The organism is Nocardia gamkensis NBRC 108242, from assembly GCF_001612985.1.
GTDB lineage: Bacteria > Actinomycetota > Actinomycetes > Mycobacteriales > Mycobacteriaceae > Nocardia > Nocardia gamkensis.
On record NZ_BDBM01000040.1, the window covers coordinates 16,949 to 32,947 of the forward strand.

Sequence of the window (15,999 nt, forward strand, 5' to 3'; positions counted from 1 at the left end):
ACCGCGGCGCCATGTCGCCGGACGGTGCGCGCCGATGACCGGCATGCGGAAATCGCGCGACTGGTGGTCGGCGCGGCGGCGATTCGAGTTCTGCCTCACCGTCGCGATGGTGGTGGCGCTCACCGGCGTGTGCGTCGCGCTGATCATGTTGCCGAATACGGTGCTACCGAAACTGCGAGCCGCCGAACCGGGGACGACCGAGGCGGCGGGTCAGGCGGCCGCCGCCGATCCCAGGCTCGCCGAGGTGCGGCGCATCGTCGAACCGTTCGGCTCCATCGTCGCCCGCCAGGTGCCGACCGGCGACGGACGGCAATCCCTGGTCGTCGGCCATTCCGATCAGCGGATCGAAATCGACGTACTGGAGCGCGAACTCGGCGACGCCACCGCCGCGGTGACCGACGTCTGGGGTCCCGGCTGGGCGCAGTCCGCGCTCGTCGTGGTCGCCTCGTCGCCTTCGGAGTTCGCGGCTCTGCTGCGTTCGCCCGACCTCCTGCCCGCCGAAGTCGCCGCCGCGTCGGTCGCCGACCCGTTCACCCAGGGCAGCAGCCCCACCGGCCAGCGTGTCGTCTTCGGTCCCGACACCGGACGCCGCCTCGATCCCGAAGGCATGGCCACCCTGCTGCGGCACGAACTCACCCACATCGCCGCGCGCGCGGACACCGTCGACGGCGCCCCGCTGTGGATGCTGGAAGGCTTCGCCGACTACACCGCGCACCACGGCGAAGGCCAGCGGTTCGCCGACATCGCCCCCACCCTCACCGCGCATGCCCACGCCGGGCGGATCCCCGCCGAGCTGCCCGCCGACGCCGAGTTCTCCGGCCCCGACGCGGCCTTCACCTACGAAAAGGCCTGGTCGATCTGCGCATTCGTCGCCGAGAAATACGACCGTCCGCACCTCGTCCAGCTCTACCACCGCATCGCGGCGGGCAAACAGGACCCGACCACCGAAGACGGCATCCTCCGCGAAGTCCTCGGCACCACCCGCACCGAGTTCATCGACGACTGGCGCGAGTGGGTACGAGCCCAGACCGCCTGACCCTTCCTCCGCAACCCGCGAATCGCGCACTGCTTCGACGCGCCCCTCGCCGTTAGGCAGGGTCGGCGGACGGCATAGGCAGCGGAAGACGTCGTGTCGAGCCGGGACTGATCGGCCGAGCCACCCGCCCGAATCAACCAAGACAGCCGGCCTCACCTGCGTGCACCATGCCGGCGAGCCCGATGCCGACGCACCCAACTCCCGGTTTCGAGCGAAGCGAGACCGAGCACCCGCCGTTCGCAGCCCGGCCCGGTTCGCACGACCGTCGCGTCCGTGACTGATCATCGGTCACCAGGACGACCACTGCGAGCCGCATGCACGATGCCCAAAGCTCGCACCCCGACGCGCCCAGCACACCCCAACTCACGGTTTCGAGCGAAGCGAGACCGAGCATCCGCCCGTTCGCAGCCCGGCTCGCGTCCGAGTGGCCGTCACGTCCGTGACTGATCATCGGTCACCAGGACGACCACTGCGAGCCGCGTGCACGATGCCCAAAGCTCCCGCCCCCACGCGCCCAGCACACCCCAACTCACGGTTTCGAGCGAAGCGAGACCGAGCATCCGCCCGTTCGCAGCCCGGCTCGCGTCCGAGTGGCCGCCGCGTCCGCGACGAAGTCGCCAGCGGTGGTCGCTCGGACGCGAGCCATGAAGGGGCCGCGAACACGCCGCGACGCAGTCGCGGCAAATCCAACCCAGTATTTTGTTGCGCATGGCCCGAACTTTGCTGGTTACCAATGATTTCCCGCCGCGGCCGGGCGGTATCCAGTCGTATCTGCAGGCGTTGGCCGGTGAGCTGCCGCCAGATGACCTGGTCGTCTACGCTCCGCGCTGGCGCGGCGACAGTCATCTGAAGTTCGACGCCAAGCAGAAGTTCCAGGTGATTCGCCATCCCACCACGCTGATGCTGCCGACTCCGCTCGTGCTGCGCCGCGCCGCGCGGCTGCTGCGGAGCGAGCAGTGCGACACGGTGTGGTTCGGGGCGGCGGCACCGCTGGCGCTGATGTCGCCGGCGCTGCGTCGCGCGGGCGCCGAACGCATCGTGGCCAGTACGCACGGCCACGAGGTCGGCTGGTCGATGCTGCCCGGAGCCAGGCAGGCGCTGCGGGTGATCGGCGAGCAGACCGACGTCGTCACCTACGTCAGCCGCTATACCCGCCGCCGGTTCGCGTCCGCGTTCGGGGCGAACGCGGCGCTGGAGTATCTGCCGCCCGGGGTGGACACCGAAGTGTTCCGCCCGGATCCGGCGGCGCGTGCCGAGCTGCGCGAGCGCTACGGCTTGGGCGACCGTCCGACCATCCTGTGCCTGTCGCGGCTGGTGCCGCGCAAGGGGCAGGACGCACTGATCCTGGCCATGCGCGATATCCGCGAGCGAGTGCCCGGAGCGGTCCTGGTGATCGCGGGTGGCGGCCCCTTCGAGGACAAGCTGCGCGCCCTCGCGGTCGCCGCGGGCGTCACCGAGGACGTGGTGTTCACCGGCCGCGTCCCGTCCGGCGAGCTGGCCGCGCATCACACGCTGGCGGACGTCTTCGCGATGCCGTGCCGGACCAGGGGCGCCGGCTTGGACGTGGAGGGGCTGGGCATCGTCTACCTGGAGGCTTCTGCGTCCGGCGTCCCGGTGGTGGCGGGCAATTCCGGCGGCGCGCCGGAGACCGTGATCGAGGGCAGGACCGGGCGGGTGGTGGACGGCCGCTCGGTGCAGCAGATCGCCGACGCCCTGGTGGAGATCCTGTCCGATCGGGACGCGGCCGCGCGGATGGGCGTGGCGGGCCGGGCGTTCGTCGAGCAGCAGTGGCGCTGGGACACCCTGGGCGCGCGCCTGCGACAGCTGCTGCGGTGATCCGCGTCGCATCTACTACGCTCAGCGGAGTGAGCAGTATCCAGGTCGCAGATCAGACCTTCGTCGCCGCATCGGGGGCCGCCGTGGCCGACCTGCTGGCCGGTCCGAACCAGTGGCGCCGCTGGTGGCCGGACCTGGACTTGGAGGTCCGGGAGAACCGGGGTGAGAAGGGCATCCGCTGGTCGGTGTCCGGGGCGCTGACCGGAACCATGGAGGTGTGGCTGGAGCCCTCGCTCGACGGGGTGATCCTGCACTACTTCCTGCACGCCGAACCGCAGCCCGCGCTGCCGGTGGGCAAGCTCGCCGCCGCCATCCGGGCGCGCCGGGTCGCGGGCAAGAACATGTCGTTCGAAGTGAAGTCCCGGCTGGAGTCGGGTCGCCCGGCCGGCGTCGCTCCCGCGGCCCTGTCTTGATCTACCAGCACCGACGCTGAAAGGAATCGCTGTCCGCATGGCCGACAGGACCCAGAGATCAATCGTCATCGAGGCCCCGTCGCGGCAGGTGATGTCCGTCATCGCCGATCTGGAGTCCTACCCGGAGTGGGTATCGGCGGCGAAGTCGGTGGAGGTGCTGGAGACGGGACCGGACGGCTTAGCCGAGACCGCCCGGTTCGTGCTGGACGCCGGGGTGGTCAAGGACACCTATGTCCTGTCCTACGACTGGCGCGCCGACCGTAAGGCGGTCAGCTGGCGGCTGCTCAGCGGCGAGTTGCAGAAGGCCCAGAACGGCACCTACGAGTTGATCGATCGGCCGGACGGCGGCACCGAGGTGGTCTATACGCTGACCGTCGATCTGAACATCCCGATGATCGGCATGTTCAAGCGCAAGGCCGAGAAAGTGATCACCGACACCGCGCTGAAGGAACTGAAGAAACGGGTCGAAGGCTGACCGCGCACAAGACCCGGGTCGAACTGTTCATCGGCAAGGGTGGGGTGGGCAAGACCACGCTCGCGTGTGCCACCGCCATGGCCGAGGCCAGATCGGGCCGTCGCGTGCTGATCGCCTCGCTCGATCAGGCGCATTCGCTGGGCGACGCGCTCGGCTTCCGTTTCCCGCACGATCCCGGCACCGTCACCGGCGTCGCCACCGTGCTCCCGGGCCTGGACGTGATCGAGATCGATTCGCTCGCGCTGCTCGAGGACCGGTTCCGCGATGTGGTGCGGTTGATCGCCACCGGCCGCGGGCACGAGCACGGTTTCGACCTCGCCGCGCTGGATCCGGCGGAGCTGACCGGATTGCCCGGCGTGCAGGAACTGCTGATGCTGGTGGAGATCACCCAGTTCGCCGCCGAGGACGACTGGGATCTTATCGTCGTCGACTGCCCGCCCTCGGCGGACATGCTGCGCCTGGTCACCGCGCCCGCCACCCTGCTCGGTTACCTGGAACGGATGTGGCCGCCGCACGCGCGGACGATGAGCGCCATCGGCACCGACCTGCGCCGCGCCGTGCTCGCGGCCACGGTCGAGCGGATCGTCAAGGCGGTCACCGAGGTTCGCGATCTGCTCACCGACCACCGGCGCACCGGGGCGCGGCTGATCACCGTCGCCGAGCGGGTGGCGGTGGCCGAATCGGAGCGGGTGCGTTCCGCCGCGGCGCTGCTGGGCCTGCGATTGGATGCCGTGGTGGTGAACAAGGTGCTGCCCGGTCTCGCGCCGCCCGCCGAACCGAGTTCGGCCGAACATCCGGCGGTGCACTGGTATTCGAACCGGCGCGGTGAGCAATCGGACGTCATCGCCGATTTGCGGCGCAAGATGCCGGGTATCCCCGTGGTGATCGCGCAGCACACCGGCGCCGAGCCGATCGGGCTGAACTCGCTGGCCGCGCTGTCGTACGCGATGGACTCGGCGGGCGACACCGGTGACGCTGCGCTTATGCTGAGCGACAATCAGACGGAGGTCGACGCGAGTTCCGGCGAACCGCTGGTTCTGCGGGAATCCGGCACCGGATTGCAGTCGGTGTACGCGCTGCGCATGCACCTGCCGGTGGTCGACGCCGCCACGTTGCGCCTTGGCCGAGTGGAGGACGATTTGATCGTGGGAGCGGACGGTGTCCGGCGGCGGGTGCGCCTGGCGCCGGTATTGCGGCGGTGCACGGTCGACGGCGCCGAGCTCGATGACGGGTATCTGGTGGTCCGCTTCCGACCCGATCCGCAGGTGTGGGCGCAGGCGTCCGAAAGTCACGACCATGACCGGTGATCCGCACCCGCCCGAGGGACACGAGGCAGGCGGCCACAGCGCGCCGGACGGCATCAGCGAATTCGCCGAGGAGTTGAAGCTGCTGGCCGAAGCGGTGCTCGAACGGGTCGAGCCGGTGCTGCGGCGCGCCGCCGACGGCCAGGCAGAGTGGACCGGCTGCAGCTGGTGCCCGGTGTGCGCGGCCGCGGCGCTCGTGCGCGGGGAGCACCACGACGTGCTGGCCGCCGTCGCCGATCACGGCACCGCGATCGTCACCGTGCTGCGCGAAGCGCTGGCGGGGGTGCCGGTCGAGCCGGTCATGCCCACCGACGCCGACCCGGAAACCGGTGCGCCGCACCGGCACGGTCCAGGCGAGGACGGCGATGGCCCCCGTTACGTCGACATTCCCGTGACGATCAAGGTATGACGCACCAGATGGCCGGTACACGACCGCTGACCGTCGGAATAGACGTCGGCGGCACCAACATTCGGGCGTCGGTGATCGACGACAGCGGCGAGGTGCTCGACACGGTCCAGGCGCCGACGCCGCATTCCGCCCGCGCGCTGGAGGACGCGCTGGACCGGGCCGTGCGCGACCTGTCCGGCCGGCATTCCATCGGCGCGGTCGGCTTGGCGGTCGCCGGGTTCATCAGCGGCGATCGCTCCACCGTGCGGTTCGCCCCGCACCTGCCCTGGCAGGACGCGCCGGTCGCCCAGCGACTCACCGAACGGCTGGAGTTGCCGGTGATCCTGGAACACGACGCCAACGCGGCGATGTGGGCGGAGTACCGGTTCGGCGCCGCGGCGGGCGGCCACAACGTGGTGCTGATCGCGATCGGCACCGGCATCGGCGCCGCCTTGTTGATCGACGGCCAGTTGTACCGGGGCACGCACGGCGTCGCGCCGGAACTCGGTCATCTGCAGGTCGTTCCGCAGGGGCGGCCCTGTCCGTGCGGCAAGCACGGCTGCTGGGAGCGCTATTGCAGCGGAACCGCGCTGGCCGAGACCGCGATCGAGATGCTGGCCAGCGACACGGTGCACTCCGTGCTCGCCAGGGACGTGGCGCGCGATCCCGGCTCGCTGACCGGACGGCGGGTCGCGGGCGCCGCGCAGGACGGCGATCCGCTCGCGGCGCGGGTGATGGCCGACTTCGCGCGCTGGCTCGGCCTCGGGCTGGCGTTCGTCAGCGACATCTTCGATCCCGACCTGGTGGTCATCGCGGGCGGGGTCAGCAGTTCGGCGCCGCTGTTCCTGGACGAGGCGCGTGAGGAATACGCGCGCACGATCACCGGTGCGGGGCACCGGCCGCTGGCCCGCATCCGGACCACTCAGCTCGGCGAAGCGGCGGGCATGATCGGCGCCGCCGATCTCGCCAGGGCCGCCCTGCCCTCCGGCGCGGGCAAATCCGCCCGCATCGCGCGGACCGGCCGTTGACACCGCGGGCCACGAGCATCGCGGTCCGGCGCGACACGCCGATACTCGCCATCGGTCGGCGTCGGCGCCGAAGTGTGGTGAGATTCGCCGCTGCGGTTGGATGTGATCTTGTACCAGCGGTAAAGTCGGCATTCGAAGCAGGTGCCCGCAACTATCCCGGTCCCGGGGGAAGGACGTCATGTTCTACTGGCTGCTGAAGTTCGTGCTGCTGGGACCGTTCATTCATCTCTACAACCGGCCTACGGTCGAGGGTGTGGAGAACATTCCGGCGGACGGGCCGGCCATCATGGCGGGTAATCATCTCTCCTTCGCCGACTGGCTGTTCGCTCCGTTGCTGAGTCCGCGGCGGATCAACTATCTCGCCAAGGCCGAGTACTTCACCACCCCGGGCATCAAGGGCCGGTTCCAGAAGTTCTTCTTCAGCGCCTCCGGTCAGTACCCGATCGACCGCAGCGGAGCCGACGCCGCCGAGGACGCGCTGAACGCCGCCCGCAAGCTGCTCGACGAGGGCCGTCTGGTCGGCCTCTACCCGGAGGGCACCCGCTCCCCCGACGGTCGGCTGTACAAGGGCAAGACCGGCTTGGCCCGCTTGGCGCTGGAGACCGGCGTCCCCGTCATCCCGGTCGCCGTCATCGGCACCGACGAGGTCAGCCCGCCCGGGCCGTTCCGCTGGCGCCGCAGGAAGGTGACGGTCAAGTTCGGCAAGCCCATCGACTTCTCCCGCTACGAAGGCATGGGCGGCAACCGATTCGTCGAACGCGCCGTCACCGACGAGGTCATGTACGAACTCATGCAGCTCACCGGCCAGGAATACGTCGACGTCTACGCCCACAGCCTGAAGAAGGGCGTCCCCAGCGGCAGCCGCCCCGATGCCGTGCCCGTCCGTATCCCGGACACCGCCGCGGGCTGATCCCTCCCCTGCTCTCTCGTAAACGCCAGGCCTTCCTTCGTGCGCCCGATGACCATGCGGTCGAAGATCTGTGGCATCCGGTCGGAGGCCGATCTGCGCGCAGCCGTCGCCGCAGGCGCCGACGCGATCGGATTCATCTCGGGCGTCACACATGTCAGTGAGGACGCGCTCGATCGGCACCGTGCCGCCACCCTGTCGGCGGCCACCCCGCCATCCGTCACCCGCGTGCTGGTCACCCATCTGACGGACGCTACGGCGATCATCGATCTGGCCGACCGGATCGGCGTCGACGCGATCCAGATCCATGGGCTCGTTTCCGTCGATGTGGTGGCGCGGGTACGTGAGCGTGCCGCCGAACGTCCGATCCTCGCCGCCGTGCACGTGACCGGCCCGGAGGCCGTCGACGCGGCACGGGCGGTGGCTCCGTATTGCGATGCCGTGCTGCTCGATTCACGGACTTCGGACCGTCTGGGCGGCACCGGTCGCCCACACGACTGGTCGATCAGTGCCGCCATCGTGGACGCGCTGGCCGGGTTCGACCGTCCCGTCGTGCTCGCGGGCGGCCTCACCCCCGCCACGGTCGCCGCGGCGATCCGGCAGGTGCGCCCGTACGCCGTCGACGTCAACAGTGGTGTGGAAACCGCGGGCGGCGACAAGGATCCCGCTGCGTGCGCCGCCTTTGTCGCCGCCGCTCGATCCACGCCCTGACCGGAGCGGCGCTGCTTCCACCGGCCGGTGCCATACACTCGGCCGAGTCGTCCAGGGCGACAAGACAATGACAAGCCTTCGGTAAGACGGCGCGGCGAAAGTACGAGCATGTTCAAGAAGTTGCTGGCGGCGGCCGGGGTCGGTGGGGCCGAGGTGGAGACCGAGTTGTTCACGCCGGGTGTGCAGCCCGGGGGCACGGTCGAGGGTGTGATCCGGTTGCGGGGTGGGGCGGTCGCGCAGGAAATCGCTCAGGTGGCGGTCGAGTTCGTGACCAGGGCCGAGCAGGAGTACGAGGATCACGAAGGCCTGCGCGATATCGCGTTCGGCCGTACCGGGGTGCACGGGCCGTTGCATCTGCCCGTGGGCGCGGTGCCGGAGTTCCGCTTCGCGGCCCGGGCGCCGATGGAAACGCCGATCACGTTCTACAACGGCAGGCACCTGCCCGGCACGGTGGTGTCGCTGCGCACGGTCGTGGAGATCCACGGCGCGGTGGACGCCGCCGACACCGACCCGATCGGCGTCGGCGCGCTGCCCGCCCAGCACGTGCTGCTGGAAGCGGTGGAGCGCTTGGGATTCCACCTGCGCAGCGCGGACGTGGAATCGGGACGGGTGCACAACACACCTCAGACGCTGCCGTTCTACCAGGAGATCGAGTTCGCCGGTTCGCCGCACTACCCGCGCCTGAACCAGCTCGAGGTGACGTTCGTCCCGACCGAGACCGGCATGAGTGTGGTCCTGGAGGCGGACAAGCGCGGCGGATGGATCTCCGAGGGCCGCGACGTCTTCGACGCGCTCTGGGTGGACTACCAGCACCTGGGCGGCGTCGACTGGGCGGGCGAGCTGCACCACCGGCTGGAGCGACTCGCGCACTGAGGTCCCGTTGCTTGTTGGCCGCACGGACCCGGGGAGTTCATGTGACGTTGACGTAATTGCGCCAGAGTTTCCTCATGAGCGGCTCGGCCTCAGGACCCTCCCGGCGCACCGTCTTACGCGCCTGCGCACTCGGACTCGTGGCGGCGCCCGCGGTGGCGGCCTGCTCGCCGGGCAACGGCCCGGCGCTGGTCCGGCAGCGGCCGGTGCTCACCCACGGCGTGGCGGTGGGTGACCCACGCACCGACGGCGCGCTGATCTGGGCCCGCGCCGATCGCCCCGCCACGTTGCTCGTGGAAACCGCCGCGACGGACTCGTTCACCGATCCCATGCGCTTCACCGGGCCACTGCTCACCCCGGATTCCGACGGCACCGGCCGGGTGCGGGTCAACGGCCTGCCCGCGGGACAGCAGGTGCACTACCGGGTGACGCTGCGCGGCGAGGACGGCGCCACCTCCGAACCGGTCACCGGCGTCTTCCGCACCGCGCCCACCGCCGCGGCGGACATCCGGCTGCAATGGTCCGGCGACGTCGCGGGTCAGGGCTACGGCATCAACCCGGAACTCGGCGGTATGAGGATCTTCGCCGCGATGGCCGCCCGCGACCCGCATCTGTTCCTGCACTCCGGTGACTCCATCTACGCCGACGGACCGTTGAAGGAATCGGTCACGCTGCCCGACGGCCGGGTTTGGCGCAATCTGGTGAGCGAGGCGAAAAGCGCTGTCGCGCAGACCTTGGATCAGTTCCGCGGCAACTACGCCTACAACCTGACCGACGAGAACTACCGCCGGTTCAACAGTTCGGTCGCCCAGGTGGTGCAGTGGGACGACCACGAGACGGTGAACAACTGGTACCCCGGCGGACTCGTCGCCGAGTCCAAGGGCTACACCGAACGCGGCATGGACACTCTCGCCACCCGCTCCTGGCAGGCCTTCCACGAGTGGATGCCGCTGGAACCGCGAGAAGCGGTGGACGGCCGGCTGTATCGCAAGATCGCCTACGGTCCGCTGCTGGACGTCTTCGTGCTCGACATGCGCGCGAACAAGGACACCAACGACGTCAACAACGGGCCGAACGGCCGAATCCTCGGTCCGGCGCAAACGAAATGGCTGATCGACGGTCTGCGCGAATCCACTGCCACCTGGAAGATCATCGCCAACGACCTGCCGCTGGGCGTGATCGTCCCGGACGGTGAACAGAAGAACACCACCGCCTTCGAAGGTCCCGCCAACGGCGATCCCGGCGCGCCGTCGGGCCGGGAACGCGAGATCGCCCAGGTGCTGTCGTCGATCCGGGCGAACAAGGTGGCGAACGTCGTCTGGCTCACCGCCGACGTGCACTACACCGCGGCCCACCGCTATTCGCCCGAGCGCGCGGTCTTCACCGACTTCGACGAGTTCTGGGAGTTCGTCTCCGGTCCGCTCAACGCGGGCGCGTTCGGCCCGAATCAGCTGGACGGCACGTTCGGCCCCGAGGCGGTCTACGTCCACGCGCCGCCGGTGCAGAACAGCTCGCCGCTGGACGCCTTCCAGCATTTCGGCGAGGTCCGCATCGACGGAAAGTCGAGGGAATTGACCGTCGACCTGTGCGATGCCGCCGGATCCGTCCTGTTCAGCAAGAGCCTTGCGCCCGCGTCGCGGTGACTCCCGGATTCGGGGAAGCGGGGCGGGCCGCGCTGTGGTTAGCTTTTGGGCCATGAGCACGCCGCAAACTGTCTCCAACGCCGAGGAATACCTCCCTCGCGATACCGCCGATGTCGTTCGCACGGTGCGGGATTCACGCGGGCGAACGGAACGGCTGATGGTACGCGGCGGCGAACTGCTGGACGAGGGGCTCACGCTGCCCGCCCAGCCGACCGTGGTGTCGCTGCGCCGGATGAACCAGGTGCTGGACATCAACCTGGGCAGGCGCACCGTCCGGGTGCAAGCGGGCGCCAAATTGTCCGACATCGACCGCAGGCTCGGCGCCCACGGCCTCGGCCTGCCGATCGTCGGCGACCACCGCGACATCACCGCGGGCGGCTTCGCCTCGGTCGGCGGCGTCAGCGCGGCCTCGCACAAGCACGGCCTGTTCATCGACCAGATCGTCGATCTGGAGTACGTGGACACCGACGGGCGTATCGGCACCTGCGGGCGCACCCACCACACCGAGCGATTCCAGCGCGTCCTCGGCGCGGGCGGTCGCGCGGGCATCATCACCGCGCTCACCCTGGACGCCATCGAGATCGACAAGGAGCACACCTGGCTGACCACCGACGCCGACCGGTTCCTCGACTTCGATTCCTTCGTCGAGCACGCCTACGCCGAGATCACCCGGCCCGGCAACGCCGAACTACAGGTCGGCCGCTGGGTCGACACCGCGCCGCTGAAGGTGGCGCGTCCGGTCGGCACCGGCCACGTGCAATTGGGCACCGTGCGCTTCGGGCAGTGGTCGAGCCTGTACCCCACCGCGCCCACCCGGGGACTGCGAGCCCGGCGCGAGGTCGGGTCGCGGGCACGGAAATCGCTGGGCGCCATCGCCTCGGCCGCGCCCGGCAAGGCGGGCATGCCGGTGCGCAACGCGGCCGCGGGCGCGGTGCTGTTCGCGCCGAAGGTACAGACCCTGCGCGATGCCGAGTATCTGGCCGATACAGCGCTCAGTTCGTCCGAGCGTGGTCCCGCCTACCGGGTGGGCGTTTTCGCGCCCCTGTCGAGCTATGCGTCGGTGTTCTACCGCCTGCACGACCTGTTCTCGGGCCATCGGGAACGCACCGGCTGCTTCACCGTCATCTCGGCGATGACCTACGGCGTGCGCTCGCGCTACCTGCGCGCGGAATCCGCCGCCCGCGGCCTGCCCCCCGAAGACCACGGCCTGATCACCTTCACCTGCCGCCTGCGCCCCGCCGCCCTGCCCTCGGAACTGCTGCGCGACATCGTCTCCGGCATCGAGGAGATCTGCCGCTCGGAGAACGCGCTGCGGTACGAGGGCGGCAACGGCTGACGCAGGCCGCTCGCCGCGATCCCTCGCCACGAATCCGTAGCACCGCACCCTGCCTGCGTCGCAACGCCGGTGCTACGGAGATCCTGGCCGCGTCCGGCCCGCCGAGTCCCCCATACGCGAAACGCCCCACCGGATTCCGGTGGGGCGTTTCGCGAGTCGACAGGTCAGTGCTTTTCCGGCCCGAGGTAGTACTCGAACACCAGACCGGCGGCGGCCGCGAGCACGCAGACGACGCCGATGCCGATCAGCCAGAACTGGAAGAACGCCAGGCCGAGGGCGGTCACCGAACCGGCGGCGGCCAGGGTGATCGGCCAGAAGCTGCCGGGTGAGAAGAAGCCCAGGTCGCCGGCACCGTCCACGATCTCGGCGTCCTCGTAGTCCTCGGGGCGCAGGTCGAGACGACGGGCGACGAACCGGAAGTAGGTGCCGATGATCAGCGACAGGCCCGCGGTCAGCACGGTGGCCGTGGTACCCGCCCACTCGACGCCGGTGCGCGACTGGCCGGTGAAGAAGCCGTAGACCACCGCCACGATGATGAAGAACACCGTGAGCAGTTCGAAAATCCGCGCTTCGATCTTCATGTCAGATCAAATCCTCACTTGCTCTCGGCCGAGGCCGCGCTCTTGGTGTCGCGCCTGGTGTTGAACGGCGTGGTGGACGTGGCGACGGGGGACTCACCGATGGCCTCCAGCGCCTCGGCGTTGGTCTTGCCCGCCTGGCGCGCGTCCAGGTACTTGGTGAACTTCTCCGGCGTGACCGCGCGGACCTCGAAATTCATCATCGAGTGGAAGGTGCCGCACATCTCGGCGCAGCGGCCGACGAACGCGCCCTCCTTCTCGATCTTGGTGATCTGGAAGACGTTGTCGGAGTGGTTTTCCTTCGGGTTGGGCATCACGTCGCGCTTGAACAGGAACTCCGGCACCCAGAAGGCGTGGATCACGTCGGCGGCGGCGAGCTGGAACTCGATGACCTTGCCGGTCGGCAGCACCAGCACCGGGATCTCGTTGCTCGAGCCGATCGTCTCGACCTTGTCGTAGTGCAGGTAGGACAGGATGTCGTTCTCCGGCTTGCCGTGCACCGGGCCCGGCTGCGGGTGGCCGTCCTTGGTCCGCTCCTCGTACTGCTCGAGCTGCTCCTGGTTCACCGTCTCGCGCGCGGTGTCGATGCCGTCGAACTTGTAGCCGTCCTTGAAGTCGACTTCGCGGTAACCGAACTTCCAGTTCCACTGGAAGGCCGTCACGTCGACGGTGACATCGGGGTCGGCCACCTTCTCGTGCACGTAGTTCTGCACGACCACGGTGAAGTAGAACAGCACGGCGATGATGACGAACGGGATCGCCGTGTAGGTCAGCTCCAGCGGCACGTTGTAGCCGGTCTGGCGCGGGAACTCCGGGGAGTCCGCCTTCTTGCGGTGGAACGCGACGGTCCAGAAGGTCAGGCCCCAGACCAGCACGCCCATCGCCAGCGCGGCGATGACCGACCAGGTCCACAGTTCCCGCATCCGGGTGGCCTGCGGCGTAATACCCGACGGCCAGCCGAACCGCAGCCAAACATTGTCGATCGAGCAGCCCGAGACGAGCAGCGCGGTGATCCCCAAGGACACCGCCAGCCCGGCCCGCCGAAGGATGCGGCCCTGCCGACCCCGGGCGGGTCGTGCCCCGATCTCTTCGCTCGCCTTGTGCGCCACGCTCACGCCTTCCTGGTCGCCACACATTCCGACAGTGCATCGTTCGGGGCTGCGATAGGCCCCGACGATACGTCCTAAGCTCGTTCAGGACGCCCTCCGGGCCAGCGCATTGCGCGCGGGTCGCCTGAGAGAGACCTGAGTACTACGCAGCGTAGACCAAACGCACCCCCGGTTCGTCGTCGGGTCGGCTTCGGCACCTCACCGAGCGCGCACCGATCACCGTCACCAGCGATTCCGCCCCGGACGTGGTGCGCACGACGCGCGGATCCCGTGGGTGCGGCATACTCGGACACTAGATTTCGCCCCCTTGCGCCCCATCCGGTGCGCGCGTATCCCGACTGTGAGAAATGAGGTTGCCGACGCCGTGTGTGGACTGCTCGGATTCCTGGCATCTGACGAGGCGGCACCTGGCACGGTGGAGCAGGTCTACGAAGCCTTGCACTGTGTGCGTCACCGCGGCCCGGACGAGCGCGGCACCTGGCACGACGACCAGGTGATCTTCGGCTTCAACCGCCTCTCGATCATCGACATCGAGCACTCGCACCAGCCGCTGCGCTGGGGCCCGCCCGAGCAGCCCGACCGCTACGCGCTCACCTTCAACGGCGAGATCTACAACTACCTGGAGCTGCGCGCCGAACTCGCCGAGGCGCACGCCGCCGAGTTCCCGGACGGGAAGATGTTCCACACGGAAGGCGACAGCGAGGCCATCGTCGCGGCGTTCCACTACTGGGGCCCCGAGGCGGTGCGGCGGCTGCGCGGCATGTTCGCCTTCGCGATCTGGGACACCGAGACCAAGGACCTGTTCCTCGCGCGCGACCCGTTCGGCATCAAGCCGCTGTTCCTGGCCACCGGGCCGGGCGGCACCGCGTTCGGGAGCGAGAAGAAGAGCCTGCTGGAACTGCTGCCCGCGCTGAAGCTGAGCGACGCGCTGGACCCGCGGGCGCTGGAGCACTACACCGTGCTCCAGTACGTGCCGGAACCGGAGACGCTGCACAAGGACGTGCGCAGGCTGGAATCCGGCAGCTACGCCACCGTGCGGCCCGGTGCGGCTCCGGTCGTCACCCGGTATTTCACCCCGAAGTTCCCGGTGCGCCCGTTCACCCCCGGTTCGGCGACGGCGCGCTACCGCGAGATCGCCGCGGCGCTCGAGGACTCCGTCGCCAAGCACATGCGCGCCGACGTGACGGTCGGCTCGTTCCTGTCCGGCGGCATCGACTCCACCGCGGTGGCCGCGCTGGCCATGCGGCACAACCCGAAGCTGATCACGTTCACCACCGGGTTCGAGCGGGAGGGCTACTCGGAGGTCGATGTCGCCGCCGAGAGCGCCGAGGCGATCGGCGCGCGCCACGTGGTGAAGGTGGTCTCCCCTGCCGAGTTCGCCCAGGCGATCCCCGAGATCGTCTGGTACCTCGACGACCCGGTGGCCGATCCGGCGCTGGTCCCGCTGTATTTCGTCGCCAAGGAGGCGCGCAAGCACGTCAAGGTGGTGCTCTCCGGTGAGGGCGCCGACGAGCTGTTCGGCGGATACACCATCTACCGCGAGCCGCTGTCGTTGCGGCCTTTCGAGAAGCTGCCCCGCGGCCTGCGCAGGCTGGCGGGCAAGCTGTCGGAGCGGATCCCGGAAGGCACCAGGGGCAAGAGCCTGCTGCACCGCGGCTCGCTCACCCTGGAGGAGCGCTACTACGGCAACGCGCGCAGCTTCAGCGACGCCCAGCTGCGCGCCGTGCTGCGCGAGTTCCGGCCGGAGTGGACCCATCAGGACGTCACCGCGCCGCTGTACGCCCAGTCGCGCGGCTGGGACCCGGTGGCCCGGATGCAGCACCTCGACCTGTTCACCTGGCTGCGCGGCGACATCCTGGTCAAGGCCGACAAGATGACCATGGCGAACTCGCTGGAACTGCGCGTGCCGTTCCTGGACACCGAGGTGCTGAAGGCGGCCGAGGGGCTGCCGTTCGATCAGAAGATCACCAAGGAGACCACGAAGTACGCGCTGCGCCAGGCGCTGGAGGGCATCGTGCCCCCGCACGTGCTGCATCGCGCCAAGCTCGGCTTCCCGGTCCCGCTGCGGCACTGGCTGCGCGGCACCGAACTCTACGACTGGGCACAGCAGCAGATCGCCGAGTCCCAGACGGGCCACCTGCTGAACAAGCCCGCGATCAGCGAGATGCTGGTCGCGCACCGGGCCGGAACCGCCGATCACAGCCGCAGGCTGTGGACCTTGCTGGTGTTCATGGTGTGGCACGGCATCTTCGTCGAGGACCGGATCAAGCCGGAGATCCAGGAACCCGCGTACCCCGTTTCGCTGTAGCGCGCGAACATGCGAAAGGCGCGCACCCGGCCGGGTGCGCGCCTTTCGTCGTGACGA

The 15,999-nt window shown here is 69.3% G+C and carries 15 protein-coding genes; 13 read left to right on the forward strand and 2 right to left on the reverse strand.

Going from position 1 to position 15,999, the window contains the following annotated elements; genetic code table 11:
• Window positions 1-34 precede the first annotated feature (34 nt).
• The 12 genes from NG1_RS26325 (at window position 35) to NG1_RS26380 (ending at window position 11,947) form a co-directional block, all read left to right on the forward strand.
• Window positions 35-1,036 carry a hypothetical protein gene (locus NG1_RS26325; RefSeq protein ID WP_062975119.1) on the forward strand — a complete coding sequence of 334 codons (1,002 nt, stop codon included), beginning with the start codon at window positions 35-37 and terminating at the stop codon, window positions 1,034-1,036.
• A 708-nt stretch (window positions 1,037-1,744) separates the two neighbouring features.
• On the forward strand, window positions 1,745-2,872 hold the full coding sequence (locus NG1_RS26330) for a glycosyltransferase family 4 protein (protein ID WP_062975121.1): 1,128 nt from the start codon (window positions 1,745-1,747) through the stop codon (window positions 2,870-2,872).
• A 29-nt stretch (window positions 2,873-2,901) separates the two neighbouring features.
• Complete coding sequence (locus tag NG1_RS26335; protein ID WP_062975123.1) at window positions 2,902-3,285, forward strand: polyketide cyclase / dehydrase and lipid transport; 384 nt, start codon at window positions 2,902-2,904, stop codon at window positions 3,283-3,285.
• 37 nt (window positions 3,286-3,322) lie between these two features.
• Window positions 3,323-3,760 carry an SRPBCC family protein gene (locus NG1_RS26340; RefSeq protein ID WP_062975125.1) on the forward strand — a complete coding sequence of 146 codons (438 nt, stop codon included), beginning with the start codon at window positions 3,323-3,325 and terminating at the stop codon, window positions 3,758-3,760.
• A gap of 23 nt (window positions 3,761-3,783) precedes the next feature.
• Window positions 3,784-5,067: an ArsA family ATPase gene (locus NG1_RS26345; protein WP_084499202.1), complete on the forward strand. Its 1,284-nt coding sequence runs from the start codon at window positions 3,784-3,786 to the stop codon at window positions 5,065-5,067.
• Complete coding sequence (locus NG1_RS26350) at window positions 5,057-5,473, forward strand: hypothetical protein (RefSeq protein ID WP_062975127.1); 417 nt, start codon at window positions 5,057-5,059, stop codon at window positions 5,471-5,473. The genes NG1_RS26345 and NG1_RS26350 overlap by 11 nt, the downstream gene beginning before the upstream one ends.
• Window positions 5,470-6,480, forward strand: coding sequence for an ROK family protein (locus NG1_RS26355; protein ID WP_062975129.1), 1,011 nt, complete (start codon window positions 5,470-5,472; stop codon window positions 6,478-6,480). The genes NG1_RS26350 and NG1_RS26355 overlap by 4 nt, the downstream gene beginning before the upstream one ends.
• Window positions 6,481-6,658: 178 nt before the next feature.
• Complete coding sequence (locus NG1_RS26360) at window positions 6,659-7,390, forward strand: lysophospholipid acyltransferase family protein (protein ID WP_062975131.1); 732 nt, start codon at window positions 6,659-6,661, stop codon at window positions 7,388-7,390.
• 48 nt (window positions 7,391-7,438) lie between these two features.
• The gene (locus NG1_RS26365) at window positions 7,439-8,098 is read left to right on the forward strand and encodes a phosphoribosylanthranilate isomerase (protein ID WP_062975133.1); all 660 of its coding nucleotides are present in this window, start codon (window positions 7,439-7,441) and stop codon (window positions 8,096-8,098) included.
• A 108-nt stretch (window positions 8,099-8,206) separates the two neighbouring features.
• Entirely contained in the window at window positions 8,207-8,971 is a 765-nt protein-coding gene (locus NG1_RS26370) for a sporulation protein (RefSeq protein ID WP_062975135.1), read from the forward strand.
• Between the two features lie 74 nt (window positions 8,972-9,045).
• Window positions 9,046-10,611, forward strand: coding sequence for an alkaline phosphatase D family protein (locus NG1_RS26375; protein WP_062975137.1), 1,566 nt, complete (start codon window positions 9,046-9,048; stop codon window positions 10,609-10,611).
• 52 nt (window positions 10,612-10,663) lie between these two features.
• Window positions 10,664-11,947, forward strand: a complete 1,284-nt coding sequence (locus tag NG1_RS26380) for an FAD-binding oxidoreductase (RefSeq protein WP_062975139.1) — start codon at window positions 10,664-10,666, stop codon at window positions 11,945-11,947.
• Between the two features lie 164 nt (window positions 11,948-12,111).
• Here NG1_RS26380 and NG1_RS26385 read toward each other — a convergent pair whose 3' ends face one another.
• A complete protein-coding gene (locus NG1_RS26385) occupies window positions 12,112-12,528 on the reverse strand; it encodes a cytochrome c oxidase subunit 4 (RefSeq protein ID WP_040865876.1) in 417 nt (138 codons plus the stop codon).
• A 14-nt stretch (window positions 12,529-12,542) separates the two neighbouring features.
• Complete coding sequence (gene ctaC, locus NG1_RS26390) at window positions 12,543-13,661, reverse strand: aa3-type cytochrome oxidase subunit II (RefSeq protein WP_439956493.1); 1,119 nt, start codon at window positions 13,659-13,661, stop codon at window positions 12,543-12,545.
• A gap of 337 nt (window positions 13,662-13,998) precedes the next feature.
• Here ctaC and asnB point away from each other — a divergent pair, with 337 nt between their 5' ends.
• Window positions 13,999-15,942, forward strand: coding sequence for an asparagine synthase (glutamine-hydrolyzing) (gene asnB, locus NG1_RS26395; protein WP_062975141.1), 1,944 nt, complete (start codon window positions 13,999-14,001; stop codon window positions 15,940-15,942).
• Window positions 15,943-15,999: the final 57 nt, after the last annotated feature.

Bases quoted from the DNA above. Each gene is read 5' to 3' on its own strand.
- NG1_RS26350 (WP_062975127.1), top strand. From the start codon at position 5,057: ATGACCGGTGATCCGCACCCGCCCGAGGGACACGAGGCAGGCGGCCAC.
- NG1_RS26380 (WP_062975139.1), top strand. From the start codon at position 10,664: ATGAGCACGCCGCAAACTGTCTCCAACGCCGAGGAATACCTCCCTCGC.
- NG1_RS26375 (WP_062975137.1), top strand. From the start codon at position 9,046: ATGAGCGGCTCGGCCTCAGGACCCTCCCGGCGCACCGTCTTACGCGCC.
- NG1_RS26355 (WP_062975129.1), top strand. From the start codon at position 5,470: ATGACGCACCAGATGGCCGGTACACGACCGCTGACCGTCGGAATAGAC.
- NG1_RS26370 (WP_062975135.1), top strand. From the start codon at position 8,207: ATGTTCAAGAAGTTGCTGGCGGCGGCCGGGGTCGGTGGGGCCGAGGTG.
- NG1_RS26365 (WP_062975133.1), top strand. From the start codon at position 7,439: ATGACCATGCGGTCGAAGATCTGTGGCATCCGGTCGGAGGCCGATCTG.
- NG1_RS26385 (WP_040865876.1), bottom strand. From the start codon at position 12,528: ATGAAGATCGAAGCGCGGATTTTCGAACTGCTCACGGTGTTCTTCATC.
- NG1_RS26340 (WP_062975125.1), top strand. From the start codon at position 3,323: ATGGCCGACAGGACCCAGAGATCAATCGTCATCGAGGCCCCGTCGCGG.
- NG1_RS26360 (WP_062975131.1), top strand. From the start codon at position 6,659: ATGTTCTACTGGCTGCTGAAGTTCGTGCTGCTGGGACCGTTCATTCAT.
- NG1_RS26325 (WP_062975119.1), top strand. From the start codon at position 35: ATGACCGGCATGCGGAAATCGCGCGACTGGTGGTCGGCGCGGCGGCGA.
- ctaC (WP_439956493.1), bottom strand. From the start codon at position 13,661: ATGTGTGGCGACCAGGAAGGCGTGAGCGTGGCGCACAAGGCGAGCGAA.
- NG1_RS26330 (WP_062975121.1), top strand. From the start codon at position 1,745: ATGGCCCGAACTTTGCTGGTTACCAATGATTTCCCGCCGCGGCCGGGC.